The organism is Pseudomonas fluorescens, from assembly GCF_902497995.1.
Taxonomy (GTDB): Bacteria; Pseudomonadota; Gammaproteobacteria; order Pseudomonadales; family Pseudomonadaceae; genus Aquipseudomonas; species Aquipseudomonas fluorescens_BK.
Map to the genome: position 1 here is coordinate 1 of NZ_CABVII010000048.1, position 14,669 is coordinate 14,669.

General features: G+C 59.3%; 12 protein-coding genes and 2 pseudogenes. 6 read left to right on the forward strand and 8 right to left on the reverse strand.

All coding sequences use genetic code 11. The annotated features are described in order from the left end of the window. Positions 1-390: 390 nt before the first annotated feature. Complete coding sequence (locus tag F8N80_RS30600; protein WP_150747306.1) at positions 391-1,587, forward strand: multidrug effflux MFS transporter; 1,197 nt, start codon at positions 391-393, stop codon at positions 1,585-1,587. A gap of 8 nt (positions 1,588-1,595) precedes the next feature. Here the strand turns inward: F8N80_RS30600 and F8N80_RS31310 are convergent, their stop codons facing one another. Then, positions 1,596-1,766: a hypothetical protein gene (locus F8N80_RS31310; protein WP_168187361.1), complete on the reverse strand. Its 171-nt coding sequence runs from the start codon at positions 1,764-1,766 to the stop codon at positions 1,596-1,598. 99 nt (positions 1,767-1,865) lie between these two features. Here F8N80_RS31310 and F8N80_RS31850 point away from each other — a divergent pair. Next, positions 1,866-1,979: pseudogene (locus F8N80_RS31850) on the forward strand (LysR family transcriptional regulator); the annotation flags it as partial. Between the two features lie 133 nt (positions 1,980-2,112). Continuing rightward, positions 2,113-2,847, forward strand: coding sequence for an ArsR/SmtB family transcription factor (locus F8N80_RS30610; RefSeq protein ID WP_150785317.1), 735 nt, complete (start codon positions 2,113-2,115; stop codon positions 2,845-2,847). A 112-nt stretch (positions 2,848-2,959) separates the two neighbouring features. On the opposite strand, the gene F8N80_RS30615 is transcribed toward F8N80_RS30610, so the two are convergent. Next, positions 2,960-3,913: an adenosine deaminase gene (locus tag F8N80_RS30615; protein ID WP_064679941.1), complete on the reverse strand. Its 954-nt coding sequence runs from the start codon at positions 3,911-3,913 to the stop codon at positions 2,960-2,962. 358 nt (positions 3,914-4,271) lie between these two features. On the opposite strand from F8N80_RS30615, the gene F8N80_RS30620 reads away from it, so the two are divergent. After that, the gene (locus F8N80_RS30620; protein WP_150785318.1) at positions 4,272-5,360 is read left to right on the forward strand and encodes a calcium:proton antiporter; all 1,089 of its coding nucleotides are present in this window, start codon (positions 4,272-4,274) and stop codon (positions 5,358-5,360) included. Between the two features lie 122 nt (positions 5,361-5,482). Here the strand turns inward: F8N80_RS30620 and F8N80_RS30630 are convergent, their stop codons facing one another. The 6 genes and pseudogenes from F8N80_RS30630 to F8N80_RS30655 form a co-directional block, all read right to left on the reverse strand. Beyond that, positions 5,483-6,841, reverse strand: coding sequence for an 8-oxoguanine deaminase (locus F8N80_RS30630; protein WP_150785319.1), 1,359 nt, complete (start codon positions 6,839-6,841; stop codon positions 5,483-5,485). A 178-nt stretch (positions 6,842-7,019) separates the two neighbouring features. Further along, complete coding sequence (locus tag F8N80_RS30635) at positions 7,020-7,706, reverse strand: SDR family oxidoreductase (RefSeq protein WP_150785320.1); 687 nt, start codon at positions 7,704-7,706, stop codon at positions 7,020-7,022. A 25-nt stretch (positions 7,707-7,731) separates the two neighbouring features. Then, a pseudogene (locus tag F8N80_RS30640) lies at positions 7,732-7,887 on the reverse strand (MerR family transcriptional regulator); the annotation flags it as partial. A 627-nt stretch (positions 7,888-8,514) separates the two neighbouring features. After that, positions 8,515-9,096 carry an IMPACT family protein gene (locus F8N80_RS30645; protein ID WP_150749118.1) on the reverse strand — a complete coding sequence of 194 codons (582 nt, stop codon included), beginning with the start codon at positions 9,094-9,096 and terminating at the stop codon, positions 8,515-8,517. A gap of 7 nt (positions 9,097-9,103) precedes the next feature. Continuing rightward, positions 9,104-9,754, reverse strand: coding sequence for a TetR/AcrR family transcriptional regulator (locus F8N80_RS30650; RefSeq protein ID WP_150749117.1), 651 nt, complete (start codon positions 9,752-9,754; stop codon positions 9,104-9,106). A 198-nt stretch (positions 9,755-9,952) separates the two neighbouring features. Continuing rightward, complete coding sequence (locus F8N80_RS30655) at positions 9,953-10,873, reverse strand: LysR family transcriptional regulator (protein WP_150749116.1); 921 nt, start codon at positions 10,871-10,873, stop codon at positions 9,953-9,955. 139 nt (positions 10,874-11,012) lie between these two features. Here F8N80_RS30655 and F8N80_RS30660 point away from each other — a divergent pair, with 139 nt between their 5' ends. Next, a complete protein-coding gene (locus F8N80_RS30660; RefSeq protein WP_150749115.1) occupies positions 11,013-12,362 on the forward strand; it encodes an aspartate aminotransferase family protein in 1,350 nt (449 codons plus the stop codon). 160 nt (positions 12,363-12,522) lie between these two features. After that, a complete protein-coding gene (locus tag F8N80_RS30665) occupies positions 12,523-14,016 on the forward strand; it encodes a CoA-acylating methylmalonate-semialdehyde dehydrogenase (RefSeq protein ID WP_140894765.1) in 1,494 nt (497 codons plus the stop codon). Positions 14,017-14,669 lie beyond the last annotated feature (653 nt).

The window sequence follows — 14,669 nt, forward strand, 5'->3', positions numbered from 1 at the left end:
CTCCTACTGGCCTTCGAGGCCTGACTGTAATCGGCATGCCACGAGCTCTTCCAATTTTGGCCAGAAGCCGATGACGGCTTCCTCGAATAGGCCTAATACATAGATGCAACGGGGCGGCAGTTTTTTTTGAAAGCGGGTAGACAGTGGGGGCGAGTCCATACATAGGAGCTGGCTTGTCGGATCGCCGCACCGCAGCGAAGGTCGTCAACGATAACGCGTGTATTCCTGAATCAACGCGGCGTCCTCGAGTCCTTCGCTGGCAAGCCAGCTCCTACAGGGGGAACCGCATTCATCGAGTGATTTTTTATTAGTTAGCGACCTAACGGAATGTTCAAGGCGTCCATGCGCGGCTAGACTGTGGGCCTGCCGACCTGTCCCACTGGATGCCTGATGAACTTCCGTACCATTTTGATTCTTGGCGCCCTCAGCGCCTTCGGCCCACTGGCGATCGATTTCTATTTGCCGGCCTTTCCGGCAATGGCGCTCGCGTTTGGCACCGATGAACAACACGTTCAAATGACCCTGGCGGCCTATTTTCTCGGCTTGTCCATCGGTCAACTGGCTTATGGCCCGGTGGCGGATCGCTTCGGGCGACGCATTCCCTTGCTGACCGGTGTCGGCTTGTTCACCGCCGCCTCCCTGGCCTGCGCGATTGCGCCGAACCTGGAATGGCTGATCGGTGCGCGATTCGTTCAAGCCCTGGGCGGTTGCGCCGGGATGGTGATCTCCCGCGCGGTGGTCAGCGATAAATGCGATGCGGTGGGATCGGCCAAGGTCTTTTCGCAGCTGATGCTGGTGATGGGGCTGGCGCCGATTCTTGCACCGATGCTTGGCGGGTTGTTGATCAACACGACCGGCTGGCAGTCGATCTTTCTCGTGCTGACCGGTTTCAGTGCACTGGTGGGACTGGCCGTCGCCCTCGGGCTGCCGGAAAGCATGCCCGCCCATGTGCCACGCCAACCCTTGTCCGGGGCGCTGCGTCAGTACGGTCGGCTGTTGGCGGATCCGGTGTTTCTCGGTCACGCCCTGACCGGTGGCATCGCCATCGCCGGGATGTTTGCCTACATTGCCGGTTCACCCTTCGTGTTTATCAAACTTTATGGCGTTCCGGCCGAGCATTTCGGCTGGCTGTTCGGTATCAATGCGGCGGGATTCATTCTGGTGGCGCAGGTCAATGCACGAATGCTGGCCAAGCGTGGCCCGGCGTTTCTGCTGACCCGCACGGTCTGGATCTACGTCGGTGCCGGCCTGGCGCTGCTTGCCGTCACTTCGATGCACACCGCGCAGTTGTGGCCGCTGATGATTCCACTGTTTATCTGCATCGCCAGCCTGGGTTGCATCCTGCCCAACGCCTCGGCCTGTGCCATGAGCGGGCAGGGCGCCCGGGCCGGCAGTGCGTCGGCGATGCTCGGTTGCCTGCAATTCAGCGTCGCCGCCGGAGCTGCGGCGTTGGTGGGTGTTTTGCACGATGGCAGCGCCGTACCGATGGCCATGGTCATCAGTCTGTGCGGGACTCTGGTGGTGAGCGTGGCGATGCTCACCCGGCGTTTGCAAAATGCCCGGGCACTGGCGCAAGCCCAGGTCTGAGGGCAGGCTCAGCCAGCCGCGCGCTGCTGCTGGTCGGGAAATTGATGGGGCGCGTGCAGGCGCGCTTCAAGGGTTCGCGTGAAGGCGCGAGCTTCGGCTTCGCTACGGAAGGTCACGGCATGTTGGTCCAGGCGGACCTGCCACTGGGATTTTGCCAATTCTTTTATCAGGATCTTCATTGCTGACCTCCTTTATGTAAAAGATTGCTTTGCAGTGGCCACGATTGTAGACCCGAATGCGATCGCAATTGTGACAAGGGTCAACCTTCTGACTGACGGTGTCGAAGGCAAGCGCAATTGAGTAAGCCGGTGAACCTGTTGCGGGGAATGCTCGTCAGCCGTTGCGCCAAGTCAGGCAGTCTATTTCCGACGTTGTCGGGCGAAGGTGATTAGTCGCAGGAAAATAGCGAAATTTCCCTCAGGAACTATCACCACCATTGGGTTACGCAGGGCAGGATCCAGCGATTAACACGCTTATACTATGCCATTGAGCAGTAGACGAAACGATTCAACAGGGAGTGAATACATGGAATATGCACCTTGCATCAGCCAGATCGCCACGTTGCTGGCTGACCCAAAGCGCAGCGCAATGATGTGGGCATTGATGGACGGCTCGGCGCGACAATCCGATGAGCTGGCATTGCTGGCCGGCGTGTCACCGTCTTCGGCCAGTGCACACCTGGGGCGTCTGTCCGCCGGTGGTCTGTTGAAAGTCGAAATCCGCGGCCGCAAGCGGTTCTTTCGGCTTGCCGCACCCGAAATCGCTGCTGCGATAGAAGCATTGGCCAGTGCGACGATTGCCAGCACGCCACGGGACATCCCGGATATTTTCAAACGCAGTACACCCCTGGCCAAGGCTCAGGCAGCGCCTTCGCCCTTGTTGCGCGCCAGGTTGTGCAACGATCATTTGGGCGGCACTCTGGCCGCCGACCTCTACCAGCGACTGCTGGATGCGGGCTGGATCGAACAGTTCGATCAGCGGGTGTCGATTACTCACAAGGGCGCCACGCAACTGGCGATACGCGGAGTGTTCGTCCAGGCGCTGGCGAACAGCACCAGCAGAGCCGCCTGCGCTTGTCCGGACTGGAGCGAAAGACGTCCACACCTGGGCGGTTCACTGGGCGCGGCGTTGCTGCAACTGTTCATGCAATCTGGCTGGAGGAGTGTGTCCAATGATTCGCCAGCCGTGCAAATCACCGCCGCGGGGCAGCGGGAAATTCATCGTTTTGCCAAGGAGACCGAGCTGCAAGTGGTGCTTTAGCGCCTTGTAGGAGCGAGGCTTGCCCGCGAAGAACGATAACGCGGTCTGCTTGAAAGACGGCGTCATCGTTCTTCGCGGGCCAGCCTCGCTCCTACAAGAGATGCGGTGATGCTTAGGGCTTTACCAATCTGGCATCCAGGCTGTTCTGCGCCAATCGCCTGGCCTGATCCTGGGTCATGCCCAGATCGGTATACAGCGCGTGGAAGTTCTCGGTCACATACCCACCAAAGTACGCCGGGTCATCCGAGTTCACGGTCACTTTCACGCCGCGTTCCAGCATGTCGAGAATGTTGTGTTGGGACATGTGGTCGAACACGCAAAGCTTGGTGTTCGACAGCGGGCACACGGTCAACGGAATCTGTTCGTCGATGATCCGCTGCATCAAGCGTTCGTCTTCGATGGCGCGCACACCATGGTCGATGCGCTGAATCTTCAGCAGGTCCAGAGCCTCCCAGATGTACTCCGGCGGACCTTCTTCACCGGCGTGGGCGACGGTCAGGAAACCTTCGTGGCGGGCCCGATCGAACACGCGCTGGAACTTGCTCGGCGGGTGACCCATTTCCGAACTGTCCAGGCCAACGGCAACAAACGCATCGCGGAACGGCAGCGCCTGGTCGAGGGTTTTCTCGGCTTGTTCTTCGCTCAAGTGGCGCAGGAAGCTCAGGATCAAGCCGCTGGTGATGCCCAGTTGCTGCTCGCCATCCTTGAGCGCGCTGGCGATGCCGTTGAGCACCACTTCGAACGGCACGCCACGGTCGGTGTGGGTCTGTGGATCGAAGAACGGTTCGGTGTGAATCACGTTCTGCGCCTTGCACCGCAACAGATAGGCCCAGGTCAGGTCGTAGAAATCCTGGGAAGTGCGCAACACGTCGGCGCCCTGGTAATACAGGTCGAGAAACTCTTGCAGATTGTTGAAGGCGTACGCCTTGCGCAGGGTTTCGACATCGCTCCATGGCAGGGCGATCTTGTTGCGTTCGGCGAGGGCGAACAGCAGCTCAGGTTCCAGCGAGCCTTCCAGGTGCAGGTGCAGTTCTGCCTTAGGCAGGGCGTTCAGCCAGTCGTACATTTTCTTTTCTCATCAGGTGCAGATGACGAGCATTCTACAGGGGCCCGTGGAAACAATTGGCAAAACCTGACCAGGCGGTTCATCGCACCGTCGCCTGTTCTTGTCGATAGGCGCAGGTATTGGTCAAGCACGAGCGCGGCCCGATACCGCGTGATGGCCATCGCCGGCAAGCCGGTCTCGACCCCCACTCTGTAGGAGCGAGGCTTGCCCGCGAAGAGGCCCATAAGGCCGATAAAAGTCCATGGCCCGACACGGTTGCCACCCAGGGGTTCGCTAAAGTGTAACGAAACGTTAGTGCCGCCCCGCAGTCAGTAGCTCATCACACTGATTTCGCCTCGCCCGGCAAAAAAGGCTCGCAATGCTCACACTCATCAAGCAAGAAAAGTTACTGCTGTTGGCCCTGATCGCCGCCTTCGTCGCCTATCCGCTGGAGCACTGGATGTTGCACAGCGGCCAGCCCATCGCGCTGACCGTCGGCCTGGTGCTGGTCGCTTTCATTGTCATCGCCTCCATGCGGGTCGCCCATCACGCCGAACTGCTCGCCGAAAAGGTCGGCGATCCCTACGGCACGATGATCCTGACCCTGGCCGCGGTACTGGTGGAAGTAGTGATCCTGGCGATCATGATGAGCAATGAAGCGTCGCCGACCCTGGTGCGCGATACGATTTATTCAGCGGTGATGCTCGACATCAACGGCATCCTCGGCCTGGCCGCGTTGATGGGCGGGATCAAGCACGGCGAACAGTCCTACAACGACGACTCGGCGCGCAGCTACAGCGTGATGATCCTCACCGCCATGGGCGTGTCCATGGTGGTGCCGGAGTTCATTCCCGAGGCGAACTGGAAACTCTATTCGGCCTTCACCATCGGCGCGATGGTCGTGCTCTACACCCTGTTCCTGCGGATGCAGGTCGGGCCGCATAGCTATTTCTTCAGCTACAGCTATCCGGAAAAACGTCGCAGGAAGGAACCGACCGCAGAGCCGGAGCCGATTAATCTGGCCTTGAGCATCGGGACGTTGGTGTTCGGTGTGGTGGTGATCGGCGCATTGGCCGAAGTGATGTCCAAGACCCTCGACCTGGGGCTGGAAGGTTCGGGCGCACCGCCGGTGATCACGGCGATCCTGGTGGCGGCGATTTCCGCGGCGCCGGAAATTCTGACGGCGTTGCGCGCGGCACTGGCCAACCGCATGCAGTCAGTGGTCAACATCGCCATGGGCGCGTCGCTGTCGACGGTGATCCTGACGGTGCCGGTGATGGAAGCGATGGCACTCTACACGGGCCAGCCCTTCCAGATGGCGATGACCCCGGTGCAGACCGTGATGGTCTTCCTCACCCTGATCGTCAGCGCGATCAACCTCAACGATGGCGAAACCAATGCCATCGAAGGGATGACCCACTTTGTATTGTTTGCGACCTTCATCATGTTGTCGCTACTCGGTCTTTAAGAACACACAAAACCTTGTGGGAGCGGGCTTGCCCGCGATGAGGCCCTTACATCCAACTTATCTGTTGGCTGACAGACCGCCATCGCGGGCCAGCCCGCTCCCACAGTTTTTTTGGTGTTGTGTCAGATGCCCGCAATCAACTGCCGGGCCGCCTGACTGTGATCGGCGATTAAACCTTTCACATCCAACCCTTCCACCTGCCCATCAATCACCCGCCACTTGCCGCCCACCATCACCCGATCCGCCCGGTCCGCGCCGCACAGCAACAACGCGGACACCGGATCATGACTACCGGAGAAGCGCAGTTCATCGAGCTTGAACAGCGCCAGATCCGCCTGCTTGCCCACCGCCAGTTCACCGATGTCCGTGCGCCCGAGCAACTGCGCCGAGCCTTTGGTGGCCCATCCGAGCACCAATTGCGGGGTGATTTTTTCCGCGCCGTAACGCAGCCGCTGAATGTACAGCGCCTGACGGGTTTCGAGCATCATGTTCGAGGCATCGTTGGAGGCCGAACCGTCCACGCCCAGGCCGAGCAAGGCGCCGGCAGCGGTCAGGTCCAGTGTCGGGCAGATGCCGGAGGCCAGGCGCATGTTCGAACTCGGGCAATGGCAAATCCCGGTGCCCGCCGCGCCGAGACGGGCGATTTCATCCGGGTTGAAATGGATACCGTGCGCCAGCCAGGTACGCGGGCCGAGCCAGCCGACGCTGTCCAGATAATCCACGGTACGCAGGCCGAAACGCTGCAGGCAAAAGTCTTCTTCGTCGAGGGTTTCCGCCAGGTGAGTATGCAGGCGCACATCGAGTTTATTGGCCAGTTCGGCGCTGGCGGACATGATTTGCGGCGTCACAGAAAACGGCGAGCAGGGCGCCAGCGCGATCTGGATTTGTGCGCCATCACCCCGTTCGTGGTACTCGGCGATCAGGCGTTGGCTGTCGGCCAGGATCACTTCGCCTTCCTGCACGGTCTGCTGCGGTGGCAGGCCGCCGTCCTTTTCGCCGAGACTCATTGAACCGCGAGTGAGCATGGCGCGCATGCCCAGTTCGCGAACGCTCTCGACTTGCACGTCGATCGCATTTTCCAGGCCTTGCGGAAACAGGTAATGGTGATCGGCGGCAGTGGTGCAACCGGACAGCAGCAACTCGGCCAGCGCGACTTTGGTGGCGAGGGCGAGTTTTTCAGGGGTGAGGCGTGCCCAGACCGGATACAGGGTTTTCAGCCACGGGAACAACGGCTGATTGACCACCGGCGCCCAGGCGCGGGTCAGGGTTTGATAGAAGTGGTGATGGGTGTTGATCAGCCCCGGCAGGATCACATGCTCGCGGGCATCGAAGACTTGTCCACAGGGTGTGGCAGGTTGCTGGCCAGCAGCGAGCACTTCGACGATCAAACCGTCTTGCAGCACCAGGCCGCCACGGGCATCGAGGTCACTGGCAGTGAAGGTCGCGAGGGGGGTTTTTAACCAGGTACGGGTCGCAGGCATAGTGGCCGGCTCCTCTGAAAGTTGGGTTCAGGGTTGCCAGCTCAGTGTTGCCCTGTCTGCTGATCCAGGGTCGCCGCGGGGGACGAGGTGCGCAGTTTCGAACAAAACCGAGCTGCGGGCAAGCCCACCCCGACCAGACGACGAATGACCCCCTCCAATTACAGGGAGACGGCGGTGTTTACCAGGGAATGGTTTCACCCCTGTAATTCACAAAATGATGCCCGCCCTTGCCGGTGTACGCGTTGACCTGATCAATCAGTCCGCGAGTGCTGGTTTCGACATCGATGTCAGCGCCTTCACCGCCCATATCGGTTTTCACCCAACCCGGATGCAGCGACAACACCGTGAGTTTCTGCTCGCCCAACTGCGTCACGAAGCTGTTGGTCATGGAGTTCAGCGCCGCCTTGCTGGCCTTGTACAGCGCCAGCTCCGGTGAGTCCGGCATGGTCACGCTGCCCAGCACCGAACTCATGAACGCCAGCACGCCGGTCTCTGGACGGATTTGCCCGGCGAAGCGCTGGGCCAGATTGATCGGGGCCACGGCGTTGGTGAAGAACAGCTGGCCGACTTCGGCCAGCGTCGCGCCACCCGGTGTTTGAACGTCCGGCCCCTTGACCCCGGCATTGACGAACAACAGGTCGAACACTTCGTCCTTGAGCTGTTGGCTCAGGGCGATCACCGCCTGCTGATCGTTCATGTCGAGTTTTTCGATCCGCACCGCACCCGACGCCTGCAAGGCTTCGGCATTCTGCGGGTTGCGCACGGTGGCGGTGACTTGCCAGCCATCCGCCAGCAGGGTTTTCACCAGACCGAGGCCCAAGCCCCGGGAGGCACCGATGATGAGTGCGGTTTTAGCCTTAGACATGAGTGGTTTCCTTGATAAATGAAGATCACGGATTCAAAGGACAATGCTGCCCGATGCGTTGCTGCAACTCCTGTCGCAACGCGTCGAGTTCGGCCATGCGGGTGTCGATCAGTTTGAGCTTGTCTTGCAACAGTTGCGTGACGGCGCGGTCCGGATCGGGCGACTGCCACAAGGCGGCGAGCATACTCCAGGCTTTAGCCTTGTTGCTCCCGGAATTTATGGAGTAAGGCCGATGTGGACTTCAACACTCAAATGCTGCCGGTCCGGCAAGTCTCTGAGCGTCTTCGAACGTCTGTAGGAGCGAGGCTTGCCCGCGAAGAGGCCAGGGCAGGCAATCGCTAATCCCCTCCCTGCCAGGGCTGCCCCAACGAGCTAAAGACGGCCCTTGCTCCATGTCCATCCGAGCCGGGCACTACTAAAGGGCAAAACCCCAGATCAAGCTCCGGTTTTGCTCAGGTGCTCTGGTCAAAAAACGAGCAGTCTCCACCAACCCATGCCGGATGTGGAGCGGCGACAGTCATGAACGGGTTATCCACAGATCGCTCCACAGTATTTGTGCGCAAGCGCCAACCTCGGGCATAAGCACGCGGCTGCTTTATCCTAAAGGTGATAAACCAAGCTAACTGATTGTTTTTACGTAAATTTTGCTTTTTTGATGGCACATTGGACGAAAAGTGAACAAAGCCCGCAAAGCCGCATGACAGAAGGGTTACAGCCGAATGTGCTCAGGTTATCCACAGGCGGGTGCACAGTAGATGTGGGCAACTACATCGCTGTGACAAATGGACAGCGAACGTTGTTGGTGCGATTAGTGCTGCAACAGAATGCGCCCGCGACTCAGGTCAGCCAGTTGCGATTGCAGGGTGTCGATCCGTGCCTCACCCACAGCCAGCTGCAACTCGACCCCATTGGCCGTGAAGCGTTCTTCCACAATCAAACCGCCAGCCTCGGCTACCCGAAGTTTTACCAAGGCCAGCTCGGCAAATGCACAAGCACAACTCAGCGCAACGCGGCTGATCAACTCGACCTTGGGTGCCGCTTGCAGGCACTTGTTGGCACCGCCGCCGTACGCCCGGGCGAGGCCGCCGGTGCCCAGTTGAATACCGCCGTACCAACGGATCACCAGCACCGCGACCTGATCGCAATCCTGGGCTTCGATCGCCGCCAGAATCGGCCGCCCGGCGGTGCCGCCAGGTTCGCCATCGTCGGTGCTGCGGTATTGATCGCCGAGCTTCCACGCCCAGCAGTTGTGCGTGGCATTCAAATCGCTGTGCTGCACGATGAACGCCTGGGCGTCAGCCGGGCTGCCGATGGGTGCGGCAAAGGTGATGAAGCGGCTTTTGCGAATCTCTTCGCGGTATTCACAGAAGCCGCTGAGGGTAAAGGGCATAAGTGTCTTAGATTGTGGGTGTCAGGCCGCAGCCCTTGAGAATGATTCGGATCAGGTTATTGCCGGCGTCTTCCATGTCCTGCCGGGTCAACTTGCTGCGCCCGCTGACCCGACAGATCTGCGTGGCGAAGTCAGCATAATGCTGGGTGCTGCCCCACAACAGGAAGATCAGGTTTACCGGGTCGACCGGGTCCATCTTGCCCGCGTCGATCCACGCCTGGAACACCGCGGCCCGACCCTGGAACCAGGCGCGATAGTCCTGGTTGAAATATTCGGTCAGGCATTCGCCACCGCTGATCACTTCCATGGCGAAAATCCGCGAGGCTTGTGGCTGACGACGGGAGAATTCCATCTTGGCGCGGATATACCGCGTCAGCGCTTCAGCCGGATCGTCCTCGGCCGTCAGGGTGTTGAAGGTGCTGTCCCACAGTTCGATGATATTGCTCAGCACCGCCACGTACAAACCGAGTTTGTTGGTGAAGTAGTAATGCAGGTTCGCCTTGGGCAGCCCGGCATTCAGGGCGATGGTGTTCATGCTCGTGCCTTTGAACCCGTGACGGGCAAACTCGTCTTCGGCGGCTTTGATGATGGTCTCTTCGTTCTTCTGGCGAATGCGGCTGGCGGGTTTGCCACCGTGGGCTGGGACTTCAAAGGTCATGGGCACTTCCGAACAGGTGGGTGGGTGCAGGCATGCGTTGATAGCGCACCCACAGGCTCCAGACAAGTCCCGACTTGATAAAACCTCCCTGGGGGAGCGGGCTTGCTCCGGGCGGCGTTCCGACGAATGCGGTGTGTCAGTTGCATTAATGTCGACTGACACTCCCTCATCGCGAGCAAGCTCGGCTCCTACAGTTTTTCAACGTGTCGCCGCGAGGCTCTCCAGGAAGCTTTCAAGCACCAAATGCGGGCGGCGGCCCTTGCGTGTGACCGACGCAAGGCTCAGGTCATAGAAACGCGCTGCCGGTTTCAGCGCACGCAAGCGACCTTGTTGGACCCAGAGGCTGGCGTAGTGATCAGGCAAGTATCCGATGTAACGTCCGGTCAGGATCAGGAAGGCCATGCCTTCACGGTCGGACGCGCTGGCGGTGCAATTGAGCGCCTGGTAATGGGCCTGGATCTCGGCCGGTAAACGGAAGGTCGGGGCGATGGCGTCCTGACTGTTGAGACGCTCGTCGTCCAGTTGTTTGTCGTCAACATAAAACAACGGATGACCGACCGCGCAATACAGCAGCGAACGTTCGCTGTAGAGCGGCTGATATTCCAGGCCCGACAGCGCACTGGCCTGCGGCACCACACCGACATGCAAACGACCATCGAGTACACCTTGTTCGACTTCATTGGGCGCAATCATGCGGATCTGAATCTGCACATCCGGGCCCCGTTCCTTCAGTTGCGCCAGGGCGTGGGTGATGCGCATGTGGGGGAGGGTGACCAGGTTATCGGTCAGGCCGATGGTCAGCTCGCCGCGCAAGTGTTGGTGCAGCCCGTTGACTTCGGTGCGGAAACTTTCCAGGGCACTTAACAGTTGCAACGCCGACTGGTAAACCTCGCGACCTTCTTCGGTCAGGGAAAACCCGGCACGCCCGCGTTGGCACAGACGCAGGCCGAGGCGCTGCTCCAGGTCGCTCATCTGCTGACTGATGGCCGAACGGCCGATTCCCAGTACTGATTCAGCCGCGGAGAAACCGCCGCATTCGACCACACTGCGAAAAATCCGCAGCAGGCGGATGTCAAAGTCGCTGACTTGTGCCAGCGGATCGGGGCGGCGGCTGCTCATGCTCTAATGACTCAAAGTTTAGTGGGGGGCTGACTGAACGTTACAAAAGTTGGATTTCACCGACTTTATCCCCGTGGCAATTTAGCTGCAAGAACGCTTTTGATCTCTATGCCGCTTATTGCCCTGCGAGGTTTTGCCCATGAACTTGCCCGAAAACGCCCCGTCTTCCCTGGCGAGCCAGCTCAAGCTGGATGCTCACTGGATGCCTTACACCGCCAACCGTAATTTCCAGCGCGATCCGCGACTGATCGTGGCGGCTGAAGGCAGCTGGTTGATCGATGATAAGGGACGCAGGGTTTACGATTCGCTGTCCGGTCTGTGGACCTGCGGCGCCGGGCACACTCGCAAGGAAATCCAGGAAGCGGTCGCCAAGCAGCTGGGCACCCTCGATTACTCGCCAGGCTTCCAGTACGGGCACCCGCTGTCGTTCCAGCTGGCAGAGAAAATCACCGACCTGACGCCGGGCAATCTGAATCACGTGTTCTTCACCGACTCGGGTTCCGAGTGCGCCGACACCGCGGTGAAGATGGTCCGTGCTTACTGGCGCCTGAAAGGTCAGTCGACCAAGACCAAAATGATCGGTCGTGCCCGTGGTTACCACGGTGTGAACATCGCCGGCACCAGCCTCGGCGGGGTGAACGGCAACCGCAAAATGTTCGGTCAGGCGATGATGGACGTCGATCACCTGCCGCACACCTTGCTGGCGAGCAATGCTTACTCGCGTGGCATGCCGGAGCAGGGCGGTATCGCCCTGGCCGATGAACTGCTGAAGTTGATCGAGTTGCATGACGCTTCCAACATCGCCGCCGTGTTCGTCGAGCCGTTGGCCGGTTCCGCTGGCGTACTGGTTCCGCCACAGGGCTACCTCAAGCGTCTGCGCGAGATTTGTGATCAGCACAACATCCTGCTGGTGTTCGACGAAGTGATCACCGGTTTCGGCCGTACCGGCAAAATGTTCGGTGCCGATACCTTCGGCGTGACCCCGGACCTGATGTGCATCGCCAAGCAAGTCACCAACGGCGCGATCCCGATGGGCGCGGTGATTGCCAGTTCCGAGATCTACCAGACCTTCATGAACCAGGCGACGCCTGAGTACGCGGTGGAATTTCCCCACGGCTATACCTATTCCGCGCACCCGGTGGCTTGCGCCGCGGGCCTGGCAGCCCTCGACCTGCTGCAAAAGGAAAACCTGGTGCAGAACGTGGCCGAAGTCGCGCCGCATTTCGAAAATGCGCTGCACGGCCTCAAGGGTTCGAAGAACATTATCGACATTCGTAACTACGGCCTGGCGGGTGCGATCCAGATCGCACCGCGTGACGGCGATGCCATCGTGCGTCCGTTCGAAGCCGGCATGGCGCTGTGGAAAGCCGGGTTCTACGTACGCTTCGGCGGCGACACCCTGCAGTTCGGCCCAACCTTCAACAGCAAGCCGCAAGACCTCGATCGTCTGTTCGACGCGGTCGGCGAAGTGCTGAACAAAATCGACTGATTGGAAAAGCCTGTGGGAGCGAGCCTGCCCGCGAAGGTGTGTCAGCGACATTGATGTCGACTGACACACCTTCGCGAGCAAGCTTGCTCCTACAAAAAAGCCGTTTATATAGCTGGCGTCCTTCAATGGGCGCCTGTGGACAATTTTTCAGGAGCCCCGCATGAGCCTTATCCCGCATTTGATCAATGGCGAACTGGTCACCGAAGACGGTCGCACCGCCGACGTGTTCAACCCGTCCACCGGCCAGGCCATCCACAAGCTGCCATTGGCCAGCCGCGAAACCATTCAGAAAGCCATCGACTCGGCCAAGGCTGCGTTTCCGGCCTGGCGCAATACTCCGCCGGCCAAACGTGCTCAGGTCATGTTCCGCTTCAAGCAACTGCTGGAACAGAACGAAGCGCGTATCGCGCAACTGATCAGCGAAGAACATGGCAAGACACTCGAGGACGCTGCCGGTGAACTGAAGCGTGGCATCGAGAACGTCGAGTTCGCTTGCGCGGCGCCGGAAATCCTCAAGGGCGAGTACAGCCGTAACGTTGGTCCGAACATCGATGCCTGGTCGGACTTCCAGCCGTTGGGCGTGGTGGCCGGTATCACTCCATTCAACTTCCCGGCCATGGTGCCGCTGTGGATGTATCCGCTGGCGATCGTCTGTGGCAACTGCTTCATTCTCAAGCCGTCCGAGCGTGATCCAAGCTCGACGCTGCTGATCGCCCAGCTGTTGCTGGAAGCCGGTTTGCCTAAAGGCGTGCTGAGCGTAGTGCACGGCGACAAGGCGGCGGTGGATGCGCTGATCGAAGCGCCGGAAGTCAAGGCGCTGAGCTTCGTGGGCTCGACACCGATTGCCGAATACATCTACGCCGAAGGCACCAAGCGCGGCAAACGCGTGCAGGCGCTGGGCGGGGCGAAGAACCACGCGGTACTGATGCCGGACGCCGATCTGGATAACGCCGTCAGCGCTCTGATGGGCGCGGCTTATGGTTCCTGCGGTGAGCGTTGCATGGCGATCTCGGTGGCCGTGTGCGTCGGTGACCAGGTGGCAGATGCGTTGGTGGCCAAACTGACGCCGCAGATCAAGGCGCTGAAGATCGGTGCCGGTACGACCTGTGGTCTGGATATGGGGCCGCTGGTTTCCGGCCAGGCACGGGACAAGGTCAGTGGCTATATAGAAGACGGCGTTTCGGCCGGTGCATCGCTGGTCGTCGATGGTCGTGGTCTGAGCGTGGCCGGTCACGAGGAAGGCTTCTTCCTGGGTGGCTGCCTGTTCGACAACGTCACGCCAGAGATGCGTATCTATAAAGAAGAGATCTTTGGGCCAGTGCTGTGCGTTGTTCGCGTCAATAGCCTGGAAGAGGCCATGCAACTGATCAACGATCACGAGTATGGCAACGGCACCTGCATCTTTACCCGTGACGGGGAAGCGGCGCGGTTGTTCTGCGATGAGATCGAAGTCGGCATGGTTGGCGTCAACGTGCCATTGCCGGTGCCAGTGGCTTATCACAGCTTTGGCGGCTGGAAGCGTTCGCTGTTCGGCGATCTGCATGCGTATGGTCCGGATGGCGTGCGTTTCTACACCCGTCGCAAGGCCATTACCCAGCGCTGGCCGCAACGGGCGAGCCATGAGGCGTCGCAATTCGCATTCCCTAGCTTGTAAGTAGAAGGGAAGAAGGCCGGCACCCTCTATTGAAGGGGGGCCGGCCTTCGTGTTTCCGGGGTTTTTTTCCTTATATGACAGAATTGTTAAATTAGGTGTTGACGGCAGATCCTGGAAGTCTATAATTCGCCCCACTTCCGGCGCAGTCGAAACGGAAAACTCCTTGGTAAACAAAGAGTTACGCAGTTTTCGGCAGTGAGTTGCTTCAGTTCATCGAAGCCCAGAAGGAGTTGGTAGGGCAGTGTGTTGTCGCCTTATTGACGATTCGATCTTCTCGGTCGAAAGCGGGGTAAAAGAGGTGTTGACAGCAGCGACTAACGCTGTAGAATTCGCCTCCCGCTGACGAGAGATCGGAAGCGCCAAGTGGTTGAAATTGCAAAGGAAACTTTGAAAATTTCTGAAAATAACCGCTTGACAGCAGCAGAGGAAAGCGTAGAATGCGCGCCTCGGTTGAGGCGAAAGATCTTAACCAACCGCTCTTTAACAACTGAATCAAGCAATTCGTGTGGGTGCTTGTGGAGTCAGGCTGATAGTCAACAAGATTATCAGCATCACAAGTTACTCCGCGAGAAATCAAAGATGTAACCAACGATTGCTGAGCCAAGTTTAGGGTTTCTTAAAAACCCAAAGATGTTTGAACTGAAGAGTTTGAT

Coding starts and splice junctions, on each gene's coding strand:
- F8N80_RS30600 (WP_150747306.1), top strand. CDS start 391: ATGAACTTCCGTACCATTTTGATTCTTGGCGCCCTCAGCGCCTTCGGC.
- F8N80_RS31310 (WP_168187361.1), bottom strand. CDS start 1,766: ATGAAGATCCTGATAAAAGAATTGGCAAAATCCCAGTGGCAGGTCCGC.
- F8N80_RS30610 (WP_150785317.1), top strand. CDS start 2,113: ATGGAATATGCACCTTGCATCAGCCAGATCGCCACGTTGCTGGCTGAC.
- F8N80_RS30615 (WP_064679941.1), bottom strand. CDS start 3,913: ATGTACGACTGGCTGAACGCCCTGCCTAAGGCAGAACTGCACCTGCAC.
- F8N80_RS30620 (WP_150785318.1), top strand. CDS start 4,272: ATGCTCACACTCATCAAGCAAGAAAAGTTACTGCTGTTGGCCCTGATC.
- F8N80_RS30630 (WP_150785319.1), bottom strand. CDS start 6,841: ATGCCTGCGACCCGTACCTGGTTAAAAACCCCCCTCGCGACCTTCACT.
- F8N80_RS30635 (WP_150785320.1), bottom strand. CDS start 7,706: ATGTCTAAGGCTAAAACCGCACTCATCATCGGTGCCTCCCGGGGCTTG.
- F8N80_RS30645 (WP_150749118.1), bottom strand. CDS start 9,096: ATGCCCTTTACCCTCAGCGGCTTCTGTGAATACCGCGAAGAGATTCGC.
- F8N80_RS30650 (WP_150749117.1), bottom strand. CDS start 9,754: ATGACCTTTGAAGTCCCAGCCCACGGTGGCAAACCCGCCAGCCGCATT.
- F8N80_RS30655 (WP_150749116.1), bottom strand. CDS start 10,873: ATGAGCAGCCGCCGCCCCGATCCGCTGGCACAAGTCAGCGACTTTGAC.
- F8N80_RS30660 (WP_150749115.1), top strand. CDS start 11,013: ATGAACTTGCCCGAAAACGCCCCGTCTTCCCTGGCGAGCCAGCTCAAG.
- F8N80_RS30665 (WP_140894765.1), top strand. CDS start 12,523: ATGAGCCTTATCCCGCATTTGATCAATGGCGAACTGGTCACCGAAGAC.